Source organism: Haladaptatus sp. CMSO5, assembly GCF_036689885.1.
Taxonomy (GTDB): Archaea; Halobacteriota; Halobacteria; order Halobacteriales; family Halococcaceae; genus QDMS2.
On sequence record NZ_JBAHVW010000001.1, the window covers coordinates 1,594,110 to 1,611,793 of the forward strand.

The 17,684-nt window shown below is 58.6% G+C and carries 16 protein-coding genes; 1 reads left to right on the forward strand and 15 read right to left on the reverse strand.

What is annotated here, in order from left to right; translation table 11 throughout:
* Positions 1-24 precede the first annotated feature (24 nt).
* On the forward strand, positions 25-1,206 hold the full coding sequence (locus tag V5N12_RS08525; protein WP_332898733.1) for a sensor histidine kinase: 1,182 nt from the start codon (positions 25-27) through the stop codon (positions 1,204-1,206).
* A gap of 68 nt (positions 1,207-1,274) precedes the next feature.
* Here V5N12_RS08525 and V5N12_RS08530 read toward each other — a convergent pair whose 3' ends face one another.
* The 15 genes from V5N12_RS08530 to V5N12_RS08600 all read right to left on the reverse strand — a co-directional run bounded on the left by V5N12_RS08530 (position 1,275) and on the right by V5N12_RS08600 (position 16,983).
* Positions 1,275-3,149, reverse strand: coding sequence for a minichromosome maintenance protein MCM (locus V5N12_RS08530; RefSeq protein ID WP_332898734.1), 1,875 nt, complete (start codon positions 3,147-3,149; stop codon positions 1,275-1,277).
* Positions 3,146-3,421 (reverse strand): hypothetical protein, encoded by a 276-nt coding sequence (locus V5N12_RS08535; RefSeq protein ID WP_332898735.1) that lies wholly within the window; start codon positions 3,419-3,421, stop codon positions 3,146-3,148. The genes V5N12_RS08530 and V5N12_RS08535 overlap by 4 nt, the downstream gene beginning before the upstream one ends.
* Positions 3,421-6,876 (reverse strand): hypothetical protein, encoded by a 3,456-nt coding sequence (locus V5N12_RS08540; RefSeq protein WP_332898736.1) that lies wholly within the window; start codon positions 6,874-6,876, stop codon positions 3,421-3,423. Before V5N12_RS08540 ends, V5N12_RS08535 begins: the two co-directional genes overlap by 1 nt.
* A 65-nt stretch (positions 6,877-6,941) precedes the next feature.
* On the reverse strand, positions 6,942-8,483 hold the full coding sequence (locus tag V5N12_RS08545; RefSeq protein WP_332898737.1) for a hypothetical protein: 1,542 nt from the start codon (positions 8,481-8,483) through the stop codon (positions 6,942-6,944).
* Position 8,484: 1 nt separating this feature from the next.
* Positions 8,485-9,273, reverse strand: a complete 789-nt coding sequence (locus tag V5N12_RS08550; RefSeq protein ID WP_332898738.1) for a hypothetical protein — start codon at positions 9,271-9,273, stop codon at positions 8,485-8,487.
* The gene (locus tag V5N12_RS08555) at positions 9,266-10,999 is read right to left on the reverse strand and encodes a hypothetical protein (protein WP_332898739.1); all 1,734 of its coding nucleotides are present in this window, start codon (positions 10,997-10,999) and stop codon (positions 9,266-9,268) included. The genes V5N12_RS08550 and V5N12_RS08555 overlap by 8 nt, the downstream gene beginning before the upstream one ends.
* Before the next feature lie 2 nt (positions 11,000-11,001).
* Complete coding sequence (locus V5N12_RS08560; RefSeq protein ID WP_332898740.1) at positions 11,002-11,469, reverse strand: hypothetical protein; 468 nt, start codon at positions 11,467-11,469, stop codon at positions 11,002-11,004.
* Positions 11,470-11,518: 49 nt separating this feature from the next.
* A complete protein-coding gene (locus tag V5N12_RS08565) occupies positions 11,519-11,785 on the reverse strand; it encodes a hypothetical protein (RefSeq protein ID WP_332898741.1) in 267 nt (88 codons plus the stop codon).
* The gene (locus V5N12_RS08570) at positions 11,782-12,309 is read right to left on the reverse strand and encodes a hypothetical protein (RefSeq protein WP_332898742.1); all 528 of its coding nucleotides are present in this window, start codon (positions 12,307-12,309) and stop codon (positions 11,782-11,784) included. The genes V5N12_RS08565 and V5N12_RS08570 overlap by 4 nt, the downstream gene beginning before the upstream one ends.
* Positions 12,306-12,695 carry a hypothetical protein gene (locus tag V5N12_RS08575; RefSeq protein ID WP_332898743.1) on the reverse strand — a complete coding sequence of 130 codons (390 nt, stop codon included), beginning with the start codon at positions 12,693-12,695 and terminating at the stop codon, positions 12,306-12,308. Before V5N12_RS08575 ends, V5N12_RS08570 begins: the two co-directional genes overlap by 4 nt.
* A 52-nt stretch (positions 12,696-12,747) precedes the next feature.
* Positions 12,748-13,197 carry a hypothetical protein gene (locus V5N12_RS08580; RefSeq protein ID WP_332898744.1) on the reverse strand — a complete coding sequence of 150 codons (450 nt, stop codon included), beginning with the start codon at positions 13,195-13,197 and terminating at the stop codon, positions 12,748-12,750.
* A 4-nt stretch (positions 13,198-13,201) separates the two neighbouring features.
* Positions 13,202-14,719, reverse strand: a complete 1,518-nt coding sequence (locus tag V5N12_RS08585; protein WP_332898745.1) for a hypothetical protein — start codon at positions 14,717-14,719, stop codon at positions 13,202-13,204.
* A gap of 499 nt (positions 14,720-15,218) precedes the next feature.
* Positions 15,219-16,025: an HNH endonuclease gene (locus V5N12_RS08590; RefSeq protein ID WP_332898746.1), complete on the reverse strand. Its 807-nt coding sequence runs from the start codon at positions 16,023-16,025 to the stop codon at positions 15,219-15,221.
* Positions 16,026-16,182: 157 nt separating this feature from the next.
* On the reverse strand, positions 16,183-16,317 hold the full coding sequence (locus V5N12_RS08595) for an AbrB/MazE/SpoVT family DNA-binding domain-containing protein (RefSeq protein ID WP_332898747.1): 135 nt from the start codon (positions 16,315-16,317) through the stop codon (positions 16,183-16,185).
* A gap of 219 nt (positions 16,318-16,536) precedes the next feature.
* Positions 16,537-16,983, reverse strand: a complete 447-nt coding sequence (locus tag V5N12_RS08600) for a hypothetical protein (RefSeq protein ID WP_332898748.1) — start codon at positions 16,981-16,983, stop codon at positions 16,537-16,539.
* Positions 16,984-17,684: the final 701 nt, after the last annotated feature.

Below are 17,684 nucleotides of genomic sequence, written 5' to 3' on the forward strand. Positions count from 1 at the left end.
TATTTGGTGTTGTAGTATTAGGTAATGAATGCGGTTGAACAATGGATTCGATTGAATACTGGATTCCCATTTGCTGTGATCGGTCTTTTCCTCGTTATTGGCGGTATTTCTCATGCGTCTGTCCATATGCAACACTCCTCTCGGACGATCGCTGAAATGATTGTACCGGTCTCATCCGGTTTCTCACTGCTATATGCAAGTTATCGGGTATCAAAAAACAAAATGACAGTTGGGGAAGCCTTCCATATGCTGGTAATTGTATTTTCCCTTATCACAATCGCTCTATCCATTTCTGTGTTTAATATTGCACTTGACGTTTGGACGAATGAACCAATCGATGACCCCGTATATGGGCTTCTCGTATCAAGTGGTGTCGGAGCGGCAGTGGGCGCTCCGCTTGGATTTTTTTACGTGAATTTTCAGAAAAGCCATAAGAAACTCGGTACCGAGTACAAGAAATCTCGTACGTTGAACAGACAACTCTCTGTGATGCACCGTGTTCTCAGACACAACCTTAGGAATGAACTCACAGTTCTTGGCGGTGCCACTGAAATGTTGAAACATGACCCATCTCCTGAAAACGTAGATGAATACATTCCCCTATTGGACAAGCATGTCAAACAGTTGTATAGTATCACTGAGAAAGCACAACTTCTCGAACGTACCCTAGGACCTAGTAAGGCAAGCAAAGTTGATATCACTACTATCGCAATGGAATCAGTGGCGACATTCAGAACTGAATATTCATCAGTCGATTTCAAACTATCCACACCAGCTACTGCACCAACCAATGTTCACCCACTATTTCAACAAGCAATAGAAGAACTATTGGAGAACGCAATCACGCATAATAGCCGCACGGACCTCGAAATTGAGGTTTCGGTGGCTACAGAGTTTAATAAAAATGATTTGACACGAGTGATGATTTCAGATACTGGAGTTGGTATACCTAACGTCGAGATTGAAGCACTCTGGCAGCCAGAGGAAAAGCCCCTCTCTCATGGGGCTGGTCTTGGGTTATCATTCGTTTATTCTATAGTTAACCAATCACACGGTAAAATCCAGTTTAAAGAAAACACACCGTCTGGAACCATCGTCATTATCGATCTACCTTCTCTATCCTCAGAAGAGATTGAGAGTGAGAATCGTTCACACTTGATCGACGAAGTAGTTCATGCGGCCAAGTCTATCATGCCGGATTTTTGAATGGAATGTGTCTATAGTGGAATTTGGGGGAGAGATGTAGCGAAACCTCCCAACCTTGCCTCCAAAATTCAAATCCCGAGACTTCCAAATTCTATAGTATTAGTAACTGTACCAAGAGCAGCGTTCGAGGTCGGCGCTATACCGATGTCCGCCAGGGACCTATCGACGAGAGTCGTCACAACCTGAATGTCTGACCAGAGCACCTCATCTGATAACCGAGCACGAGCGTGCGCCTCTGCGAGTCGTTGTACTGCATCCAACATTCGGGCTGTCACCGGCAACGGCGGACCATCGGGATCGCCCTCGTCGTCGCCCTGGTAGCGCGCCGGCAGGTCAGTCTTGAGGTCGGCAAACCACTCAATGAGCCGCTCACGAACTGACTCGTCCTTGATGACCGGCTGCACCTTCTGCGCCTCGATAACGTAGGCACGCCACACCTCGGGCGAAATCGCTGGCTCAACCGCATCCAGCTTCGAAGCGTCCACCTCGTCGCCACGTGCGAGTTCACCTGACGTTTGCCGAGACTCGACCATGTGCTCACCAATCGCCCGCACGTGCTCGCGGTCTTCCACCTCGCGCATCGTGAAAATCAAATCAAACCGAGACAGCAGCGGCGACTGCAACTCGACCTCGTCGACGAACTCGTTGGCTGGGTCGAAGTGCCCACCGACCGGATTCGCCGCCGCCAGCAACGCCGTTTTCGCCGGGAGAATCGCGTTCTTCCCGGCTTTGGTGACGCGCACCTCTTGGCTTTCGAGTGCCGTGTGCAGCGCGTCCAGGTCGGACGTGTCGCCCTTGTCGAGTTCGTCCACCACCGCCACGCCTTTGTTTGCCCGCACGAGCGTCCCAGCCTCGATGCTGAATTGCTCGTCAGAGAAATCGTCCTTCGTGATGGCTGCGGTAAGCCCCGCTGCGGACGAGCCCGTCCCATCCGTGAGCGCCGACCGAGGAGAGAGACGCGCCGCCGCTTCCAAGAGATTCGACTTCCCGACGCCGGGGTCACCGAGCAGGAAGATATGGCTCTTGCCGCGATGCAACGTCCCGTCCGGCGCGTGCCGTGCCCAAGATGCGAGAATCTGCAGCACGATGGCGCGTTTCACGTGCTCGTCGCCCTTGTGGCCCGGAGCAAACGACTCGACGAGCGTCGCCAACGGGTCGGGCGTGTTCGCGATACGCTCAATCTCGTCTGCGTGCTCGCTCGTATCAACCTCGCGCGGGTCTGCGTTCTCAGGGATCACGTTATTCACCAAGAACCGCTTACGGAAGCGCGTGCGTCGCTTGTGCGAGTAGGCAACGTACTGACCGACGAGCGTGACGCGCTGGCCGCCCTCGATCGTGCCGCAGATGTCGTCAAGCAAATGGCAGTCAATCGACGCCGTCGCACCGTCGACAGCTTCTTCGGGTGGTTGCTGCAGGCGAACCTTCTGGTGGTCTTCAAACTCACTCATCCGCTCGACCAAACGAAACGGCCCTTGTGTGTCACAGCCCAAGCACTGGAACGGCTCGCGAATCGTGCCGAATCCTTGTGGGAGTTCGGTCTCGATGCCACAGCGCAGGCACTCGAAAAATCCTTTCTGCAGGAGTGGCCCGACGTCGGTGCGTTTCGTGATTTGTCCCTGGAAGGCAACGAGCCGGTCTTTGTGCTCGACGCGCTCCTCACCCACCGACAGCGTCACGTCCTCGGGCAGGTCGACGAACCGCACATGGGATTGACTCATCGCTCCATCGAGGTCGGGATACTGTGCGAGGGCAGCATCGAAGTGGTCGAACATCGTCTCGGGTCGTGAGACGACGTCGTCTGCAAGCCCGGGCGCGACCTCGACGAGCGCCTCGAAGCTCACCTCCAACGAAACGCGCGCAGGATAGTCGTCGAACAAATCGAGGATTGCTTCGTGACAGATGTCGCGCAACGCGGTCTGACACCGCGAAACTGTGTCGCTCATACGAACCACCCGATGAGCGTTTGCACGTCCGGCAGCGCCCGCAGAAGATCTTGGGCGCGTCCGAGGTCAATCGAGATGAGTCCCAACAGCAACAAGCCCAAGAAGACGACCACGACGGTGCGTGCGGTCTGCAAGCCGCTCGCGGCCACATGGCCGGCAGTGCGAGCGCGCCCCGACCAAGCGACGAGCGACACCAACACCAAGAGCAGCGAGACGCTCACGCCGCGCACGCCAAGGCGAGAGAGTAGGTCTGCAATCGCCTGCTCGAACACTACTTCTCCCTCCCGACGAGTTCAAAGACTTGCTGCGGCGTAGACGCTCTCTTCTCTTTCTCCTGTCGCCAGCTGTAGATGAGGTAGGCGACGAGCAGCACGCCCGCGATGCCAGCCAATGGAAGGGTCGCAGAAAGCGCCGTCCGAACCGGCCCGAGAATCGCATCCGGCGCGAGTAACAGGATACCGAGAACGAACGCCACGCCCACAGCGAGCAAGACGATAGGTCGCCGGTAGACGGGCATCCCGTCTGGCGTGCGTCGCTCGGTGTAGGCAACGGCGAATCCAATGATTGCAAGCACGAGCACTGCAATCAGGCCCGGATTCATCACAGGCATCGCCTCGACCACCGTGTTCGTCGTCTGGCCGATGAATCCGCCCGGCCCGGTTCCGACGGGGCCGGTCGAGGTCGAGTTGCTCGAATCGGCGCGAATCACGAGCGTCCCCTCGCGGTCGCTCCCTTCGAACACCGCTGGCTCGCCCACTTCAGCCGCATCGAGTTGGATGCCATCGCTCTCAGAGTAGAGAATGTAGCTCGTCCCCGAGTCAGCAGCCAAGTGCGTGAACTCGACGTCGTCCCCATAGTTCGCACCCGGCGCAACCTCGAAGGTCGGTTCCGTACTCGATGGCGACGACACCGAAATCCAGACCTCGCCCGTTAATGGCTCTGCCTTCAATGGAATCGACGACACCCGCGCGATGCCCCCAACCTCGGCTGCGGGCAACACAAGCTGCTGGCCGCCGTTGCTCGCGATGACCGCGTGCTCGTTCCCGTTCCACGTTTCGTTGTAGAGATAATGCACGCGGTGGGCGTCTTCGGTGCCGCCCACGGCGATATACGAATCGTTGTTCCAGTCGTCGATGCGGATGCCGCTGTCGAGCGACTCACCAACGGGCGTCGGGTCGGTCACCGTTATTGCACCGTTGTTCACCGAGACCTTGCTCCCGACCGCACGCACCTCGATGGTGTCGCCTGCGGAGATTTCCCCGAGTTGCGCCGTCAGCGTCGTCTCCGAGAGCGAATACTCAGACGGAGTGAGCGGATCCCATGCCCCACCATTCGTGCGAACTTCGAGCGAACGAATTGAGTACACCGTTTGGTCGAATGGGACGGTGAGCGTCGCGTTCTGCCGGTCGCTCGAATAGGTCTTGCTCACGTTGTAGCGCTCACTCCATTTCTCGCCCTGGTAGGTCACCGACTGGTTGTCGACGGCCTCGTGGCGGTAGTTGAAGCCGACTTGGCCTGGCGCGGCAGACCCACCCGGCGAGGTCACCGAGATGTTGATTTGGTTGGTGCCTTCTTGCACCCAATTCGTGCTCGTGTTCAGCGAGACCGTCTCGCCGTCGGTGAGCGTTCCTGAGTGTGAGACCACGTTGCCGTTGACCTCGACGGCTGGATCAGTCGTTTCGGTCACTTCCTGCATCGAGAGCACGATGTCCACGTCAGAGTTGTCCGTCGAGATGTCGAGCGCGTCGTCCGCGAGTGAGAGCGGCGCGTCGTAGGTGGCAGTCTCACCGGGGTCGAGCACGCCAGCGTGCGTTATCTCGTCGGTCGCATCGCCGTCGAGGTCGATGCCGACGTCTTTCGTCTTCTGCACTTCCTGCATCACGAGGTCGACCGTCACGTCTGAGTTGTCAGTCGAGATGTCGAGGCTCGAATCAGAGGTCGAGAGTGGCGCGGCATAGCTTGCCGTTTCGCCGTCATCGAGCACGCCTGTGTGCGTGATTTCATCCACGGCGTCGCCGTCGTAGTCGATACCCACGTCCTTCGTTTTCTGTTGGGTCGTGTAGTCCGCAGACCAGTCCCACGACCCGCCGCCGCCCGAGAACGAGAGCGCGGTCGCGTCCTTCGACAGCGCCAACGCCTTCGACCCGCTCTGACCGTCCGAATAGCCCGAGAACGTCACCGAGTTACCCTGCCCGTCTGAAACGGTCATATCAGACGGGAACGACCGAAGTTCAATATTCGCCGCCCACGACCGGGTGTAATCGTTCGTGTCCTCTGACCGGAACTTGTCAGAGGTTGCCGACCCGTCGAACCCGAACGAGATGATGGAATCGTCCGAAGGCGACGCCGTAGTCACAAATTCGACCGTCACGGGTTCGCCGTCAGCGTCGAACTCTGTGTCTAGTGTGACCGTTTTGGTTCCCGTCGTCGTGCCGGGGTTCCATCCACTCTTAACGAGCGTCCCTTCGCCATGAACCCCATCAACTGCACCGTCTTTGTTGATGTAAATATCAACCGTGGGGCCACTCCCCGAGTAGTCATTTCGAGTGAGTTCGATGGCGATTTCCTCGATTTTTCCCTGTGGCGACTGGTCGATGACCGCCTCAGAATCTGTGTGAACACCATTCCACTCTCCGACTGACGCAATCTCTTGGTTGTACGTTGAATACTCCGAATCTTTCACCGTCTCCGCGTGTGCTGTCACCGAGATTTCCGGTGACCCGCTCGCCGGGCCGGTCGGGTCGATGTTGCCGCCGACCGTGATGCTCGCGCTGTCGCCAGCGCCCGCCGTCCCGCTTGGCGAGTAATCGGTGGTCGAACCGATGCCCGTCAGCGTAATCTCGGGGGAGCCGCTCGCTGGCCCGGTTGGGTCGAGATTCCCACCCACGTCGATAGGGATGTTCTCACCGTCGCCTTTCGTCGCGGTGTAGTTGTCCCACGTTTCCGAACCCACGCCCGTCAGCGTGATTTCGGGCGAGCCACCCGGCCCCGTTGGCGAGGTCGTCCCATCGACGGCAATCGGAATGGTGCCGCCGTCTGATTCGACCGACGAGTAGTTATCCCAGTTGTAGCCCGTCGAACCCGTCACATCGAGCGTGAAGTTTTCGACCGCATCCAGGTCGCTCACTGTGTAGCTGTACTGCGCGCCGTCGACCGCAGGCGAGCCCGTCAACTGAATCTCACCCGAGAAAGTGACGACGTTCGACGAGAAGTGCGGCACCTCGAACACGAGCAGGCCACCGGTTTGCTCGACCGGGGCCATCGTCCGGCTGCCGTCTTCATTCGAGATATACGCCGCCGTCGGAACGTACCCGAGTGCGGCCTCGACCTCTTTCGCCGGAAGCGCCACGCGACGCCCGTCGTGGTTCACGTCGTCGGTGAGCACCAGGGCAACGTCGCCGCTGCCGATGACTGCACCCGAGACATAGCCACGAGCGCGCTGTGAGGTTGTGACCGTCAGTTCCAGCGTCTCGGCGTGTTTCGACGTCATCACCGAGCCGTGCAAGTCGCTCGCGCGAATCGGCGGCGTTTCGTCGGTTGGATAATCCTCGACGATGTTTGCGTTTGGAATGCCGACCATTCCGTCCGGCGCACCAGCGCTCACGAGCGCCACGCCCGCACCTGCGCCCACCGCGCTCACGAGTATGAGCATCGCGAGGGCTATTGAGGCGAGCGCGCGCGAGAGGCCGGGGCCCCTACTGCGCCCACGCCCGGGGGGTGTTTCCATATCAGTCTCAGAGTACGCGCGCGGGAGGGATGACAGAACTCCGAGAAGTTCAGCGAGATTTCGGCTCATGCCCCCACCTCGCTCCCCTCGGCCCCAGGCCGACGAGGCTTCGAATCGGTTGGAATCCGAGCCACAACGATTTCCGTCGACTCGTCACTCATCACGACCTCGACGTGGTCGCCCTGGTTGCGGAGATCGTCGAAGGTGAGTTCCTCCCACGGCGAGACGAGCCCGTCGAGGTCGGGGTTCGTCACCGAGATGAACCCCTCGCCGGGGTCTTTCACGTAAAGGCGGTGGTGGGTCTGGTTCTGCCACTCACCAAAGACGTTATCGTCGAACTCCAACGCTTGCGACGGCGTTTCGGTCTGCGTCCGCTGCGGGAGCACGTCCGGCTCGCTGAGGCGAATCCGCAGCCAGCGGTTCGCGTCCTCGTCGAGGCCGGGGATATCGCCCCACCCAAACAGCGACATCTTGCTCTGGGTGAAACAGAGCGCCTCACCAATCGACCGCCAAGACATGATGTCCGAGTGCATCGGCACGGTTTTGTAGCCGACCGGGATGCTCGACCGCGGCACCTTCGTCGGGTTCGGGGTACCATCGGGCATCTGCACGCGCCACTTGTGCTCGCGTCGGATGTCGTTGTGAACGTTCTCCTCGTAGTGACCAAAGTTGTAAATCGACAACAGCGCACGCCGCGAGTCCGCCCAGATGCCACGAAGCAGACCGATTTTATCGTAGAGCCGGCGGCCCTTCTCGTTCTTTGCGCGTTCGGGCACCCAGTCACCGATTTCGTCGAAAAACAACGACTGGAATCGAAACGGCCCGTGCTCGACGCGAGCGAGCATGAACGCAAACCACCAATCGACGACGGGCGTCGCCGGCGTCTTCTTGTCAGCCTCCCAGCGAGGCACGAACGGCAGCGAGCCAGCCACGCGGTCGCTCTCTGCGGTCAGCTCCTCACACCCACTGAACGACGGGTCAGGGTAGATGACGTGGAACGACCCAGGTGTGCGCTCGCCCAGCTTGCTGACGAGGTCGAGTACGTCGTCGTAGAAGACAACGTCGCGAACCACGTCGGCCACGGTCTCGACGACGTCCATCGGCTCGTCGCCGGGATCGTCGTCTTCGCGCATCCAGGCGGCCTCGACGCTTGCGTGCGTTGGCAGCCACAGCGTCGTCCAGTTTCGGAAGTGCAGCCAGCCCGACCGGCGCGACGAGCCGCGCCAGAGCGCGTCGTTCGGCTCGACCTCGACTTCCTCGCCGTCGACGACCACGCGGTCGTCCATGACGCGCGCGACAAGGTTGCCCGCGAGCGTGGTCTTCCCGCAGCCACGCTCTCCGAGGAAGAAGCAGTCCGTGCCTTTTGGTGAGCGCGTCAGCGTCGGGTTTCGTTCGTGGACGACCATATCGGGGTAGATGTCCGAGGTGATTTGGCCGTCTTGGCGGTTCTTCGCGTCGAACGCCGAGATGTCGAGTGGCGGGATGCCGTAGCGTTGTCGAATCTCGTAGGCGTCTGTTTTCCAGTATTTCGGTGCAGTGTGCGAGACGGACTGCTGGGTCCGCTCGCCCCAGTCATGCCCCTTCGGTGGGGTAGCATTATTTGACATTTTATCCTCGTGGAGTGGTTGGTTTCGTCGCGTGCGTCTCGGGCACCTCAGTGGTGCGAGCGGCCAACCGCGCAGCCGCCTTGTTGAAACCGGGAAGCAGATACTCAGCCGCCCACGACTCGCGGAAGAACCTTGCGCGGGCGCTCGTTTTGTCAGTCAATCTCGCGCGCACTTCGAGGTCGAAATACGCGTCCTCTATCGTCGATGATTCGAGTTCGGAGTAGGTCGCACTCACGGCGTACTGGCCCCATATGAGGAACGCCTCGGGCTTGTCGAAGCCATCGAGCAAGCGCGACAGCGTCCACGCGCCGGCGTCGTCGAGCAGCGACATTCCCGGGCGCATCCCGGGATGGCGTTGCTTCGTCGGGTCAGGAGCCTCGCCCTGCTCATCTGTGTGGTAGTCTGAGGCTGTCCATCGGAACTCGCGGTTCGCCGCCTGCGTCGCAGGCAGCAGGTCTTTGGCCGCGATTCCGAGGCGAATCTCTCGAATCCGTCCGGGCGAGACCACCTTGATGGGACCCCACGGCGCACCGAGCAGGGCAGAGACGACGTCGGCGTCGCACGCCAGGCGTGGGAACCAGTCGTCGTCGAGTTGCCCAAGCGTCTGAATCGAGACCGCCTGCATCCACGTGAGGATAGCACAGCGGTCGTCGAAGCCATCGAGCAACGCAGAGAAGACGTTGATTTGGTCGGCAGACAATTTTGCCAGCGCTGGCCGGTCACTGACGGGGGGCGCGTCACCGAGTGCGTCAGCGACGCGACTGTGCGCCGAAAGCGCGGCCTCACTCATCGTCGTCCTCCTCTGGCTCTTGGTTGCCGACGTAGCGCTCTGCGATCTCATCCATCTGCGAGGCCGAGGCCTTCCCGGCGAGCGCTTTGTTATCGGCTTTGTTCGCGGCCTTCTCGCGGTGGTGCATCTCGAACAGCGAGTCCCACGACTTCACGTCACCCAGCTTGTCGGCGTGGTTGATGATCGTCGCCAGCGCGTTCCCGTAATGCACGGGCGCGAGTTTGATGCGGAAGAATCCGGGCACGGGAGTTGCGACCTTCCACACGAACAGGACACCGCCGCCGACGAGCAGGCCAATCACGCCCGAATCAAGCAACAACGACCCGAGCAGATACGAGGCGCTGAGCCCCGCGAGGCCGCCGAGAATGGCTCTCCAGTTCGTCACTGCGTTGCCGTCGTCGTCACGGTAGCGCAGTTCAGGGAACTCGATACGATGGCTCTCAGGCTGGTATGCAGCCGGCGAGTCCGTCTCTGGGTCGAGTAAATAGAGTTCGCTGTATGGGCCGCCCTCGACGTCGATGCGAGTGTGCAGGTTGCCCTGCGCTTCGAGATCGGCGCGAGCGCCCCGGAACCGCGCGATGAACTTCCAGAACCCGCTTCGGATGGCTGACCGCGTGCCGTCGCTCCCGCGCACCATGCGTTGCACGAACGCATCGGCGACGAGTCGTCCGGGCGCTTGTTCGAGATTTACCTTCGTCGAGCCGCCATCGGTCGCGGGAGAGACATCGACAACATCCTCATCGTTGGTTGCGCCGCCGAGTACGGACGGGTCGGTCGCATCCGACTGCCGCAAGCGCAAGAACAGCGCGAGGTAGGTCTCGTCACCGAACCATTCGACGGCGAGAATCCCGAGCAGGATGCCGCCGAGGATGGCAAGCACCCACGGCGCCGTAATCAGGGTGTTGCTGATTTGATCCCAAAACAACAACATCGCGACCACGATTCCGATGAGTGCGAGCACCCAGACGAGCAGCGAGATGTCCGGGCTCGCGCGAGCTTTCCGCACGACCTTCCGACCAACGAACAAGGTGCTGGCGGTGAAGCCGCTGAACGGGAGCACGATGAATCCGAACGCCCAGGCAAGTCGGCCACCCGCCGAGGTCGTCTGCACGCCCTGTGCCGCTTTCGACGAGTGGTGGATGAAATGCCACCGCGTCTTTGTCGGGTTCGTCAGACAGTTCGACTCGCCCTCCTCTTGGACGCACATGACGACCCGCACAGGTTCATCATAGTGCGGTTTCAGGTCGATACGAATCGGGGGCGAGTAGCCACCGGGCACGGTGGCCGACACCGACTGCGTGGTGACGTTCGTCGCCACCTGCCGAGTGACGGTTCCATTCTCGGTTTGCACCGCCTTCTCGGTGATTTTGTAGTAGGCAAGGCGGACGGTCAGATTCTTAACATCGAGGCCGTAGCCGCGCTTCGAATGAAGCTGCAGGTGGTTGCGTTTCACGGTCTCGCCAGGGGCCATGAACGACCACAACGCCGAGTCCTCGCCTTCAGGAACCCAGATGCCAGTCGGGAGCGTTTGAACGGCGTATTCGCCGTAGGTACCACTCGCACGGACTGAGTCGGGTGCGTTGGCGGGTTTCTCGCCACCGGCTTGCAGCTGTTGCAGACTGATCTCTGTCGTCGTCGCCTGCTCGTCGCTCTGAGCGACCGCGGCAGGCACGAATAAACCAGCGACCACGAGCACGAGGCAAAGCGCAACGACAGCTCGCCGCACGACTATCGCGACCTCCGCCCACGCGATTGGCGTGCTTCCTCACGCTTGCGAGCCCTCTTCGTGCGATTTGCGACGATAGTCGCGCCACCCATGATGATGAGCGTCAGCCCGAGCAGTTGTACGCCCGAAAGCGCCACGGTCCCCTCAAGACCGAGCGCGCCGAGTCCACCAAGGACAATCCCCCCAATCATCTGGGGCGCCGACGCGATGATCTCCCCAAGCAGGTTTCCGAACTCAGAGAGGTTCATCGACGCTTCCCAGAGCGCGCCGAGCAGGCCGACGCTCGCTGCGGCGAAGAAGCCGGTGATACCACCCGTCCATCGTCGAGCCTTATGACCAACGATGATGCCGGCGTCGTAGCCGGTGTTTCCGCGTTGATACTCTTGGACTGTCCAGACGCCAAAGACGAATACGACGAGTCCAGCGACCGCCCAGAGCCAATGCTGAGCAAGCCACGCAAGTACGTTCATGCGCCCACCTCGCGGGCGTTCTGTTCCGTTGTCTGTCGGTTATTCGGTGTCATGAGTTGTTTCGCTTCTTTCGTTTTTTGTCTAATCCGACGAGCATTGAGCCGAACATCACCACCGCTGCCATCAGGAAGATGCCGTCCCACGGCACCCCCGGCAGCAGTTTCGGCCCGATGTATTTGCTGAACAAGCTAACGGCTGGATAGTACAGGCTCGGGTGTGCCAGAAACGACGGGTCAAGCAGACCAGTCAGGAGGAACCACGCGCCCCCACCGATGGACAGCAGCGTCCCGCCCACGGTTGCGAGAAGTCGATTCATCGAATCAACCCTCCCACACCAGGCACGACGTCTGCGACCACGCGCAAGATGATGACCACGAGCGCGCCGAAGACGAACGCGACCACGACTGCGGCGAGCGTCCCTGCAAGGGGAGCCCCAAGGCCGAGGTTCACGAGACCGCCGCGCATTGAGCCGAGAATCATCGACGGAATCGAGGTGACCGCTGTCGCGACGGGCGCAAGACCAAGGCCCACCGAGTCGAGTGACATCCCGATCATGTCCTCGACCTTCTGAAACGCGAGGTCGATGAACGCGATCGTGTACTGCGTGGGCGTGATGATGAGCGTTTTAACGAGCCAGACGATGACCGTCCCGAGAATGAACGTCTTGGGGTTCTTCGCGAATTTCTTGAGTTCGCCAGGAACGCCCGCGAGGCTGTCCCAATCGACCGCACTCTCGGTGACAGTCGCCGGTGAGTCGTCGCCGTCGCTGGTGCCTGCGCCCTGAAAATTCGCGTCGTCGCCGTCCCCGCCGTCGAACGAGCCGTCCGGGCTCGTGCTCATGCGTACGGCCTCCGCTCCCACAGCAATGCAATCACTGAGAGGATGACGATGGCTTCAGCTGTGAGTACGAGCGGCGCAAACGGACCGGTCTGTGTCGCCTCGACGAAGCCGACTTGCCACGACTCAATAACGAGCGCGGCAGAGCCACCGAGTGACTCACGCACGAGCGTCGCGAGGAACTCTCCGAAGCCGGAGACAGCCCACACTTGGACGCCAACAAGCGACTCAACAATGCGGATGTAGCCGCCGACGATGACCGCGAGAATGCTGCTCGCAACGGCCGTCGCAATCTTCGCCCACCTGAGTTTTGTTTCGTCCTCGACGAACCGCTCTGCAAGCGTGGTCTTGTCAATCCCGCCCTGGGCTGCGTCTTGGCTATTGACCATGAGTTACCCCCAAAATCGCAGCGTCGGGCGCGGTTCGCCAGCCAGCCATGGGTTAGTCCTCCTCGCCGTCCGAATCGTTGCCGATGAACGGCAGGTCGATTCCCAATCCTGGGACGTCTGAATCGCGGCGATCCAGGTACCAGGCGACGATGGAGACGACGCCGATCGAGACAAGCGTGGCAATCCACGGCAGGAATGGGCCGAGTTCCGCGAACGCCCCCGTGTCTATCGACCGTGCCGCGCTATCGAATGCTTGCCCGATGAAGCCAGCCGGTGCGGTGGTGATGGCGTTAATCCACGTCACCCCGCCGAGCCCGAAGGCGTCGATGAGGCCCGTGAAAAAGCCTGTGACTGCATCGATGCCAGCCGCAAAGCCCGCGCCAACCGCGAGCATGAGGCCACCGAGAATCCCGACGAACGCCTCGCCAAACGTCTCCCAGCGGTCGTCCGCTGTGGTGAAGTAGGACAGGGCTTTGTTCAGCCGCGGGTCGTCAGATGCCATCGGCCTATGCCCCCGTGTCGTCTGATTTGCCGAACTTCGTGAGCACGGCCAGCGAGCCCGCAATCGTTGCGAATCCGGCCATGATCCAGTTCATGAAGCCCGCCAGCAGGCCACCATCCTCTTGGAAGCCACCCGCAGACTGACTCTGCTGCAGCGCCATGAACTGCTCTTCGTCGAGTTTCAGCTCGTACTTCACGACGTGGAGTGAGCCGGGCTGAATCGTTGAGTCGAGCGTGACGTTCGTTCCTTCGCCCGTGTAGAGCGAGGTCTTGTCCGACCACTCAGAGTCAGAGATGTTTTCGAGTTCAGTGTCCTCGCTCACGCCCTCCGCGAGTTCCACCGAGATAATGCGGTCTTCGGTGACCTGCTGTTCTTCGACGAACTCTGCGTTCGCGTAGCTCAGGTCGTAGGAGTCCGCTGGCCCCATCCGCACGTAGATCGTTGCGGTGCCGTGGTAGCCAGGGTACTTGTCGGTCTGTTCAAACTCGGCCATAATGTCCTCGTCTCCGGTGAGATCGGCGGTGCCGATGGCCGAGAAGGTGAGGTCGCGGATTTCTGCGTCGTCTGCCCACGAGCCGAGCGTCGACAGCGAGTGAACCGAAATCGCGCCTACAGTCTTGACCTCGTAGATCTCACGGGTTTTGATGTCTTCGTCTGCGTTCTCGTACTTCTCGATGCCCAGCTGGTACTTGCTGAGCTTTTCGAGGTTGAGCAGCGAGACCGAGACGTCTGCGTCGCCGTCGATGACCCGAACTTCGACACTCTCGATGTTGTCGAAGGTGCCATCGCCGTTCGCGACAGTCGTCATCTCGCCGAGTTGGCGCTGGAAGACGTAGCCGTCGCCCGTGGCGTTGGCGATGAAGTCCTCGCCACTCGACCGGGAGGTGTTGACTTCACTGACTTTTTCGTCGCCGTCTTCGTCGATGACGGCTACCTCGACGATAGTGCCCGAGTCGAGCGTGTCGATGTCCATGCCAACCTGCATGAACCGCTTGTTCTCGTCACTCGTGACCGAGAAATTGTTGAACGTGTAGACGACGGTGTCGCCGCCGGCCATTGCGCCGTCGGTCTGGAACCGAATGGCGTCAACGTCGGAGGCGACTTCGACGTTGGCGGCGGCGTTGCCGCTGCCGCTAGTTGCGCCGGCGTTGTCGACGCTCCATTCGCCTGCGTCGAGCGCGCTCACGTTCTCTTCTTCGTGGGGGAATGCGCCCCAGTCGGAGTCGTTGACGTGTGTGGCGGTGAAGCTGTAGGGGTTGAGCAGGTCGCTTGATTGGTTGACCTGCGCTTCCATCTTGACGACGTCGCCTTCGTCGTTTTCGTATTTTCGTGCGTCTTCGTCTGTGACGCCCCAGTCCATTTTGTGGACGGATTTGGTGACGTCGTAGTGGTGTTCGGGTGCGGGTGCTGCGTCTGCGCTCCAGTTGACGCCGCCGACGACTGCGCCGGCTACGGGGACGGCGAGCAGGATCGCAGCAAGCAGCACTGCGAGCGCTGTGTGTGAATTGAATTTGAATTTCATGAATGAACTCTCGTTTCAGGCGAGAGCGCTCCTTGATCTGGTGGTGGTGCGTGGTGCCGCGTCTGAACCCTCCCTCGACAATCCCACCATAGTAGTACGTCACTGCTGTGCGGCCTCTCGGGGCCGTGAGTTTGCTGAGTCATAGTCGATACCGGACGCCTGTTTCGCGCGCGCCCGATACCGACCGCGTCGCTACCTCTCGGGATAACTGTCAGGAAAATAGCCACTCTGTAGGTGGGTCACCCTACTACTCCACCAAGGCTTATGTAGGGGTGTATCGACGGACTGCTGTCAATGGCGATTCGAAAACTCAGAGCAATCGATGGGTCTGGTTACGTGAGTTTGTCAAAAGACGATCTTCGGCTCGAAGGACTCGTCGATGAGGATGGAGAGATTGTGGAGGGACAGTCGGTACATGTTCGACACGAAGGCGATGGCGAGTGGCGACTGAGATTGTTAGGGCGAGAAGAGTTCCAGCATTAGTAGATCCTATCGTGTTTTATTTTGCTTGTTCTATGAGCCGCTGATTGAATTCCTCTCCGTCCTCGCCATAGTGAACTCGTCGGTGGCAGTTGGGACAAATTGCAATTACATTGTGCGGATGGTCTGGGCCCCCATCGGTTCGGCGGAATAGATGGTGTACTTCTAAGAATGGGTTGCCGTTCTTATCTGTGAACGGTGCAGATTCCCCACAACCCTGGCATATTCCATCTGCTATGCGCCGAGCGTACGCTTTGACCAGCTCTGAGCTAGAATAGGACGCTCGTGTAGATTCACGTGGTTCGTCGTTCTCTGACTTCGAGGAGGCCTCTACTGCTCGCTGGAAAAGTTCGTCTAATTCAAGTTCGTCTAAGCTCGACACGTCAAGGTCGATTTGTTCACTAACAGGATCGAGTTTGAATCGGAATCCTTTCCGCCAATTCCCGTTTGTATCTTTGAGATCCTCTACTCTCCAGCCAGAGCATTCGAATTGGCCTACGTAGGTTACGATCCATGCTTCGTCAGTGCTTTCGAAAAGGTGAATCTCCCTTCCGTCTTTTTTGTGATTTCGGATTGCTTTGTTTCCTTCCCTCCACTCCATATCCCCAACCTGCCCCTCCCCGGTGTAGATGAACGTATCTCCCTCGAATTCGTCAATATAGCCATGTTGTTCTCCTGATGTGCCAGTGAAAATGAAGATATAGGGTTGTTTTGCGGAGGGCGCAATTCCACGATATCTTGCACCACCATATTTCTCGTGTAAAGCAACTCGGTGGTACTGTTTACCCATCTGGAGTTCAGAGATATTAGGAATTTGCTCAGACATATCGATAACTAACCCAAACTCAAGATGTTCAGTTAACTGTTTGCCAGGAATGACTTGGGCACCATCGAATAATTGAGTGAATCTATAGTATCCACGGGACCACAGCACCGGCTTCCTTCAATAGAGACTGTTTTTTCTAGACGCTCTTGAACTCAGATTACAGTCCATTGAACGGGTCGTCTTCGATTGGAACCAGTTTGATGCTGTCTTCGAGTTGGACGATGTGATAGTGCTCTCCAAATTGTTCTCGGAGCTCTTTGGGGAGCGTGAATCGACCACGCCCATCTAACATTGGGTATTTCACACTATTCGACGTGTGGGGATATGAATATCTGGCCTTGTTGAAACCCTCAATCGGTGATAGGTTCAAGCAGCCGTGCTGAATAGAGAGCGCGTATGCAGCACACATCTCACACCGAATGAGGGGCGGTCTATCAGTAACTACAGAAGAGAAAGGGTCGCTACAGTTGAATCTCACAGGCAGCTCTCGAAGTCACATTCGAGAGTCCATTTAGTCCTCACTACGCGATAGGTCGGCATAGATTTCCTCGAAGTCGGTAAGGAGCGGCCATTTGGAATCGGTCCATTCGAACACCTCCTCCATGCGAGCAGGGTTCGATATCCCATCAAGTCTGATGAACACTTCGGTGAGGAACGGTTCGAGGGCCTGTCTGAGTTCGTCGTATGTCGTCTCGAAGACTATCGTGCCGACACGGAGGTGGACTTGCTCGCCGTATTGAGTGAGTTTGAACCATTCACTTTCCATCATCGGATGTTCCGCCGTCGTGATTTCGTGGAGGGAACATTCGTAGAGTCCTACGAGGTCTTCCAACGGAACATAGTACTCTGCTTCCTGCCCACGCTCATCTCTAACCGTCCACGTTACTGCGTCTGGTATACCTCCTTTTGCAACGATAAGCCACTCGTTATACACATTTCGGCATTCGAATTCAATCATCGTGTTGTATCGCCTACGTTTCAAGCGGCGATTAATGTTACATACACGAGAAGGAGTTATCAGTTATTTTGGCGATGGGTAGTTGAAAAAATATGAACGACCTGCTGAATACACCCTCTATATTCAGCACGTGGGTATTGTCAAAGGCAAAGAGTTTCAACAGAGCCGAATATCTACACGTTCCGAACCAGACGACCATTTCGAGTGTACTTTCTACTGGATATATGCAAGATATTCCATCGCTTTCCGAGCAATGTGATCTGGCTCGGGCCCCAGATAATTTTCTCTGAATGTCTCTCGACCACTAGCAGTCATCGCCCATCCACCCCAACCCATAGTGAGTTGCTCTGCGATGGGCACGCCAGAGAACGCTAAACTGTAGTAGGTGTCCGTGGCCCAGGTTCTCCGGAGATCGTGCATTCCAACGTCGTGCCAGAGGCCCTGTTCTCGTGGATTAGTTGTTTGCTCAGCGACAGACTCTCGAGCTTCTTGAATCCAGTTCCTGAGAGTCTTGGTGGTGACATCGAGGAGTGGTTCATCTTTTCGAAGACCAGCTGCATTCGAGAGGAGCGTAGCGGTTCGACGAACGTCGACTGAAACGGGGCATTCTCTCATTCCTGTTTTCCCATCTGGGATGATGAGCTTCCACTGGTCGGCGTCTTCACCTTCAAGGGGCCGGAAGTGTTCACGGGCAACAGTTC

Bases quoted from the DNA above. Each gene is read 5' to 3' on its own strand.
- V5N12_RS08540 (WP_332898736.1), bottom strand. From the start codon at position 6,876: ATGGAAACACCCCCCGGGCGTGGGCGCAGTAGGGGCCCCGGCCTCTCG.
- V5N12_RS08525 (WP_332898733.1), top strand. From the start codon at position 25: ATGAATGCGGTTGAACAATGGATTCGATTGAATACTGGATTCCCATTT.
- V5N12_RS08585 (WP_332898745.1), bottom strand. From the start codon at position 14,719: ATGAAATTCAAATTCAATTCACACACAGCGCTCGCAGTGCTGCTTGCT.
- V5N12_RS08575 (WP_332898743.1), bottom strand. From the start codon at position 12,695: ATGGTCAATAGCCAAGACGCAGCCCAGGGCGGGATTGACAAGACCACG.
- V5N12_RS08530 (WP_332898734.1), bottom strand. From the start codon at position 3,149: ATGAGCGACACAGTTTCGCGGTGTCAGACCGCGTTGCGCGACATCTGT.
- V5N12_RS08545 (WP_332898737.1), bottom strand. From the start codon at position 8,483: ATGTCAAATAATGCTACCCCACCGAAGGGGCATGACTGGGGCGAGCGG.
- V5N12_RS08595 (WP_332898747.1), bottom strand. From the start codon at position 16,317: ATGTTAGATGGGCGTGGTCGATTCACGCTCCCCAAAGAGCTCCGAGAA.
- V5N12_RS08560 (WP_332898740.1), bottom strand. From the start codon at position 11,469: ATGAACGTACTTGCGTGGCTTGCTCAGCATTGGCTCTGGGCGGTCGCT.
- V5N12_RS08600 (WP_332898748.1), bottom strand. From the start codon at position 16,983: ATGATTGAATTCGAATGCCGAAATGTGTATAACGAGTGGCTTATCGTT.
- V5N12_RS08590 (WP_332898746.1), bottom strand. From the start codon at position 16,025: ATGTCTGAGCAAATTCCTAATATCTCTGAACTCCAGATGGGTAAACAG.
- V5N12_RS08580 (WP_332898744.1), bottom strand. From the start codon at position 13,197: ATGGCATCTGACGACCCGCGGCTGAACAAAGCCCTGTCCTACTTCACC.
- V5N12_RS08550 (WP_332898738.1), bottom strand. From the start codon at position 9,273: ATGAGTGAGGCCGCGCTTTCGGCGCACAGTCGCGTCGCTGACGCACTC.
- V5N12_RS08565 (WP_332898741.1), bottom strand. From the start codon at position 11,785: ATGAATCGACTTCTCGCAACCGTGGGCGGGACGCTGCTGTCCATCGGT.
- V5N12_RS08570 (WP_332898742.1), bottom strand. From the start codon at position 12,309: ATGAGCACGAGCCCGGACGGCTCGTTCGACGGCGGGGACGGCGACGAC.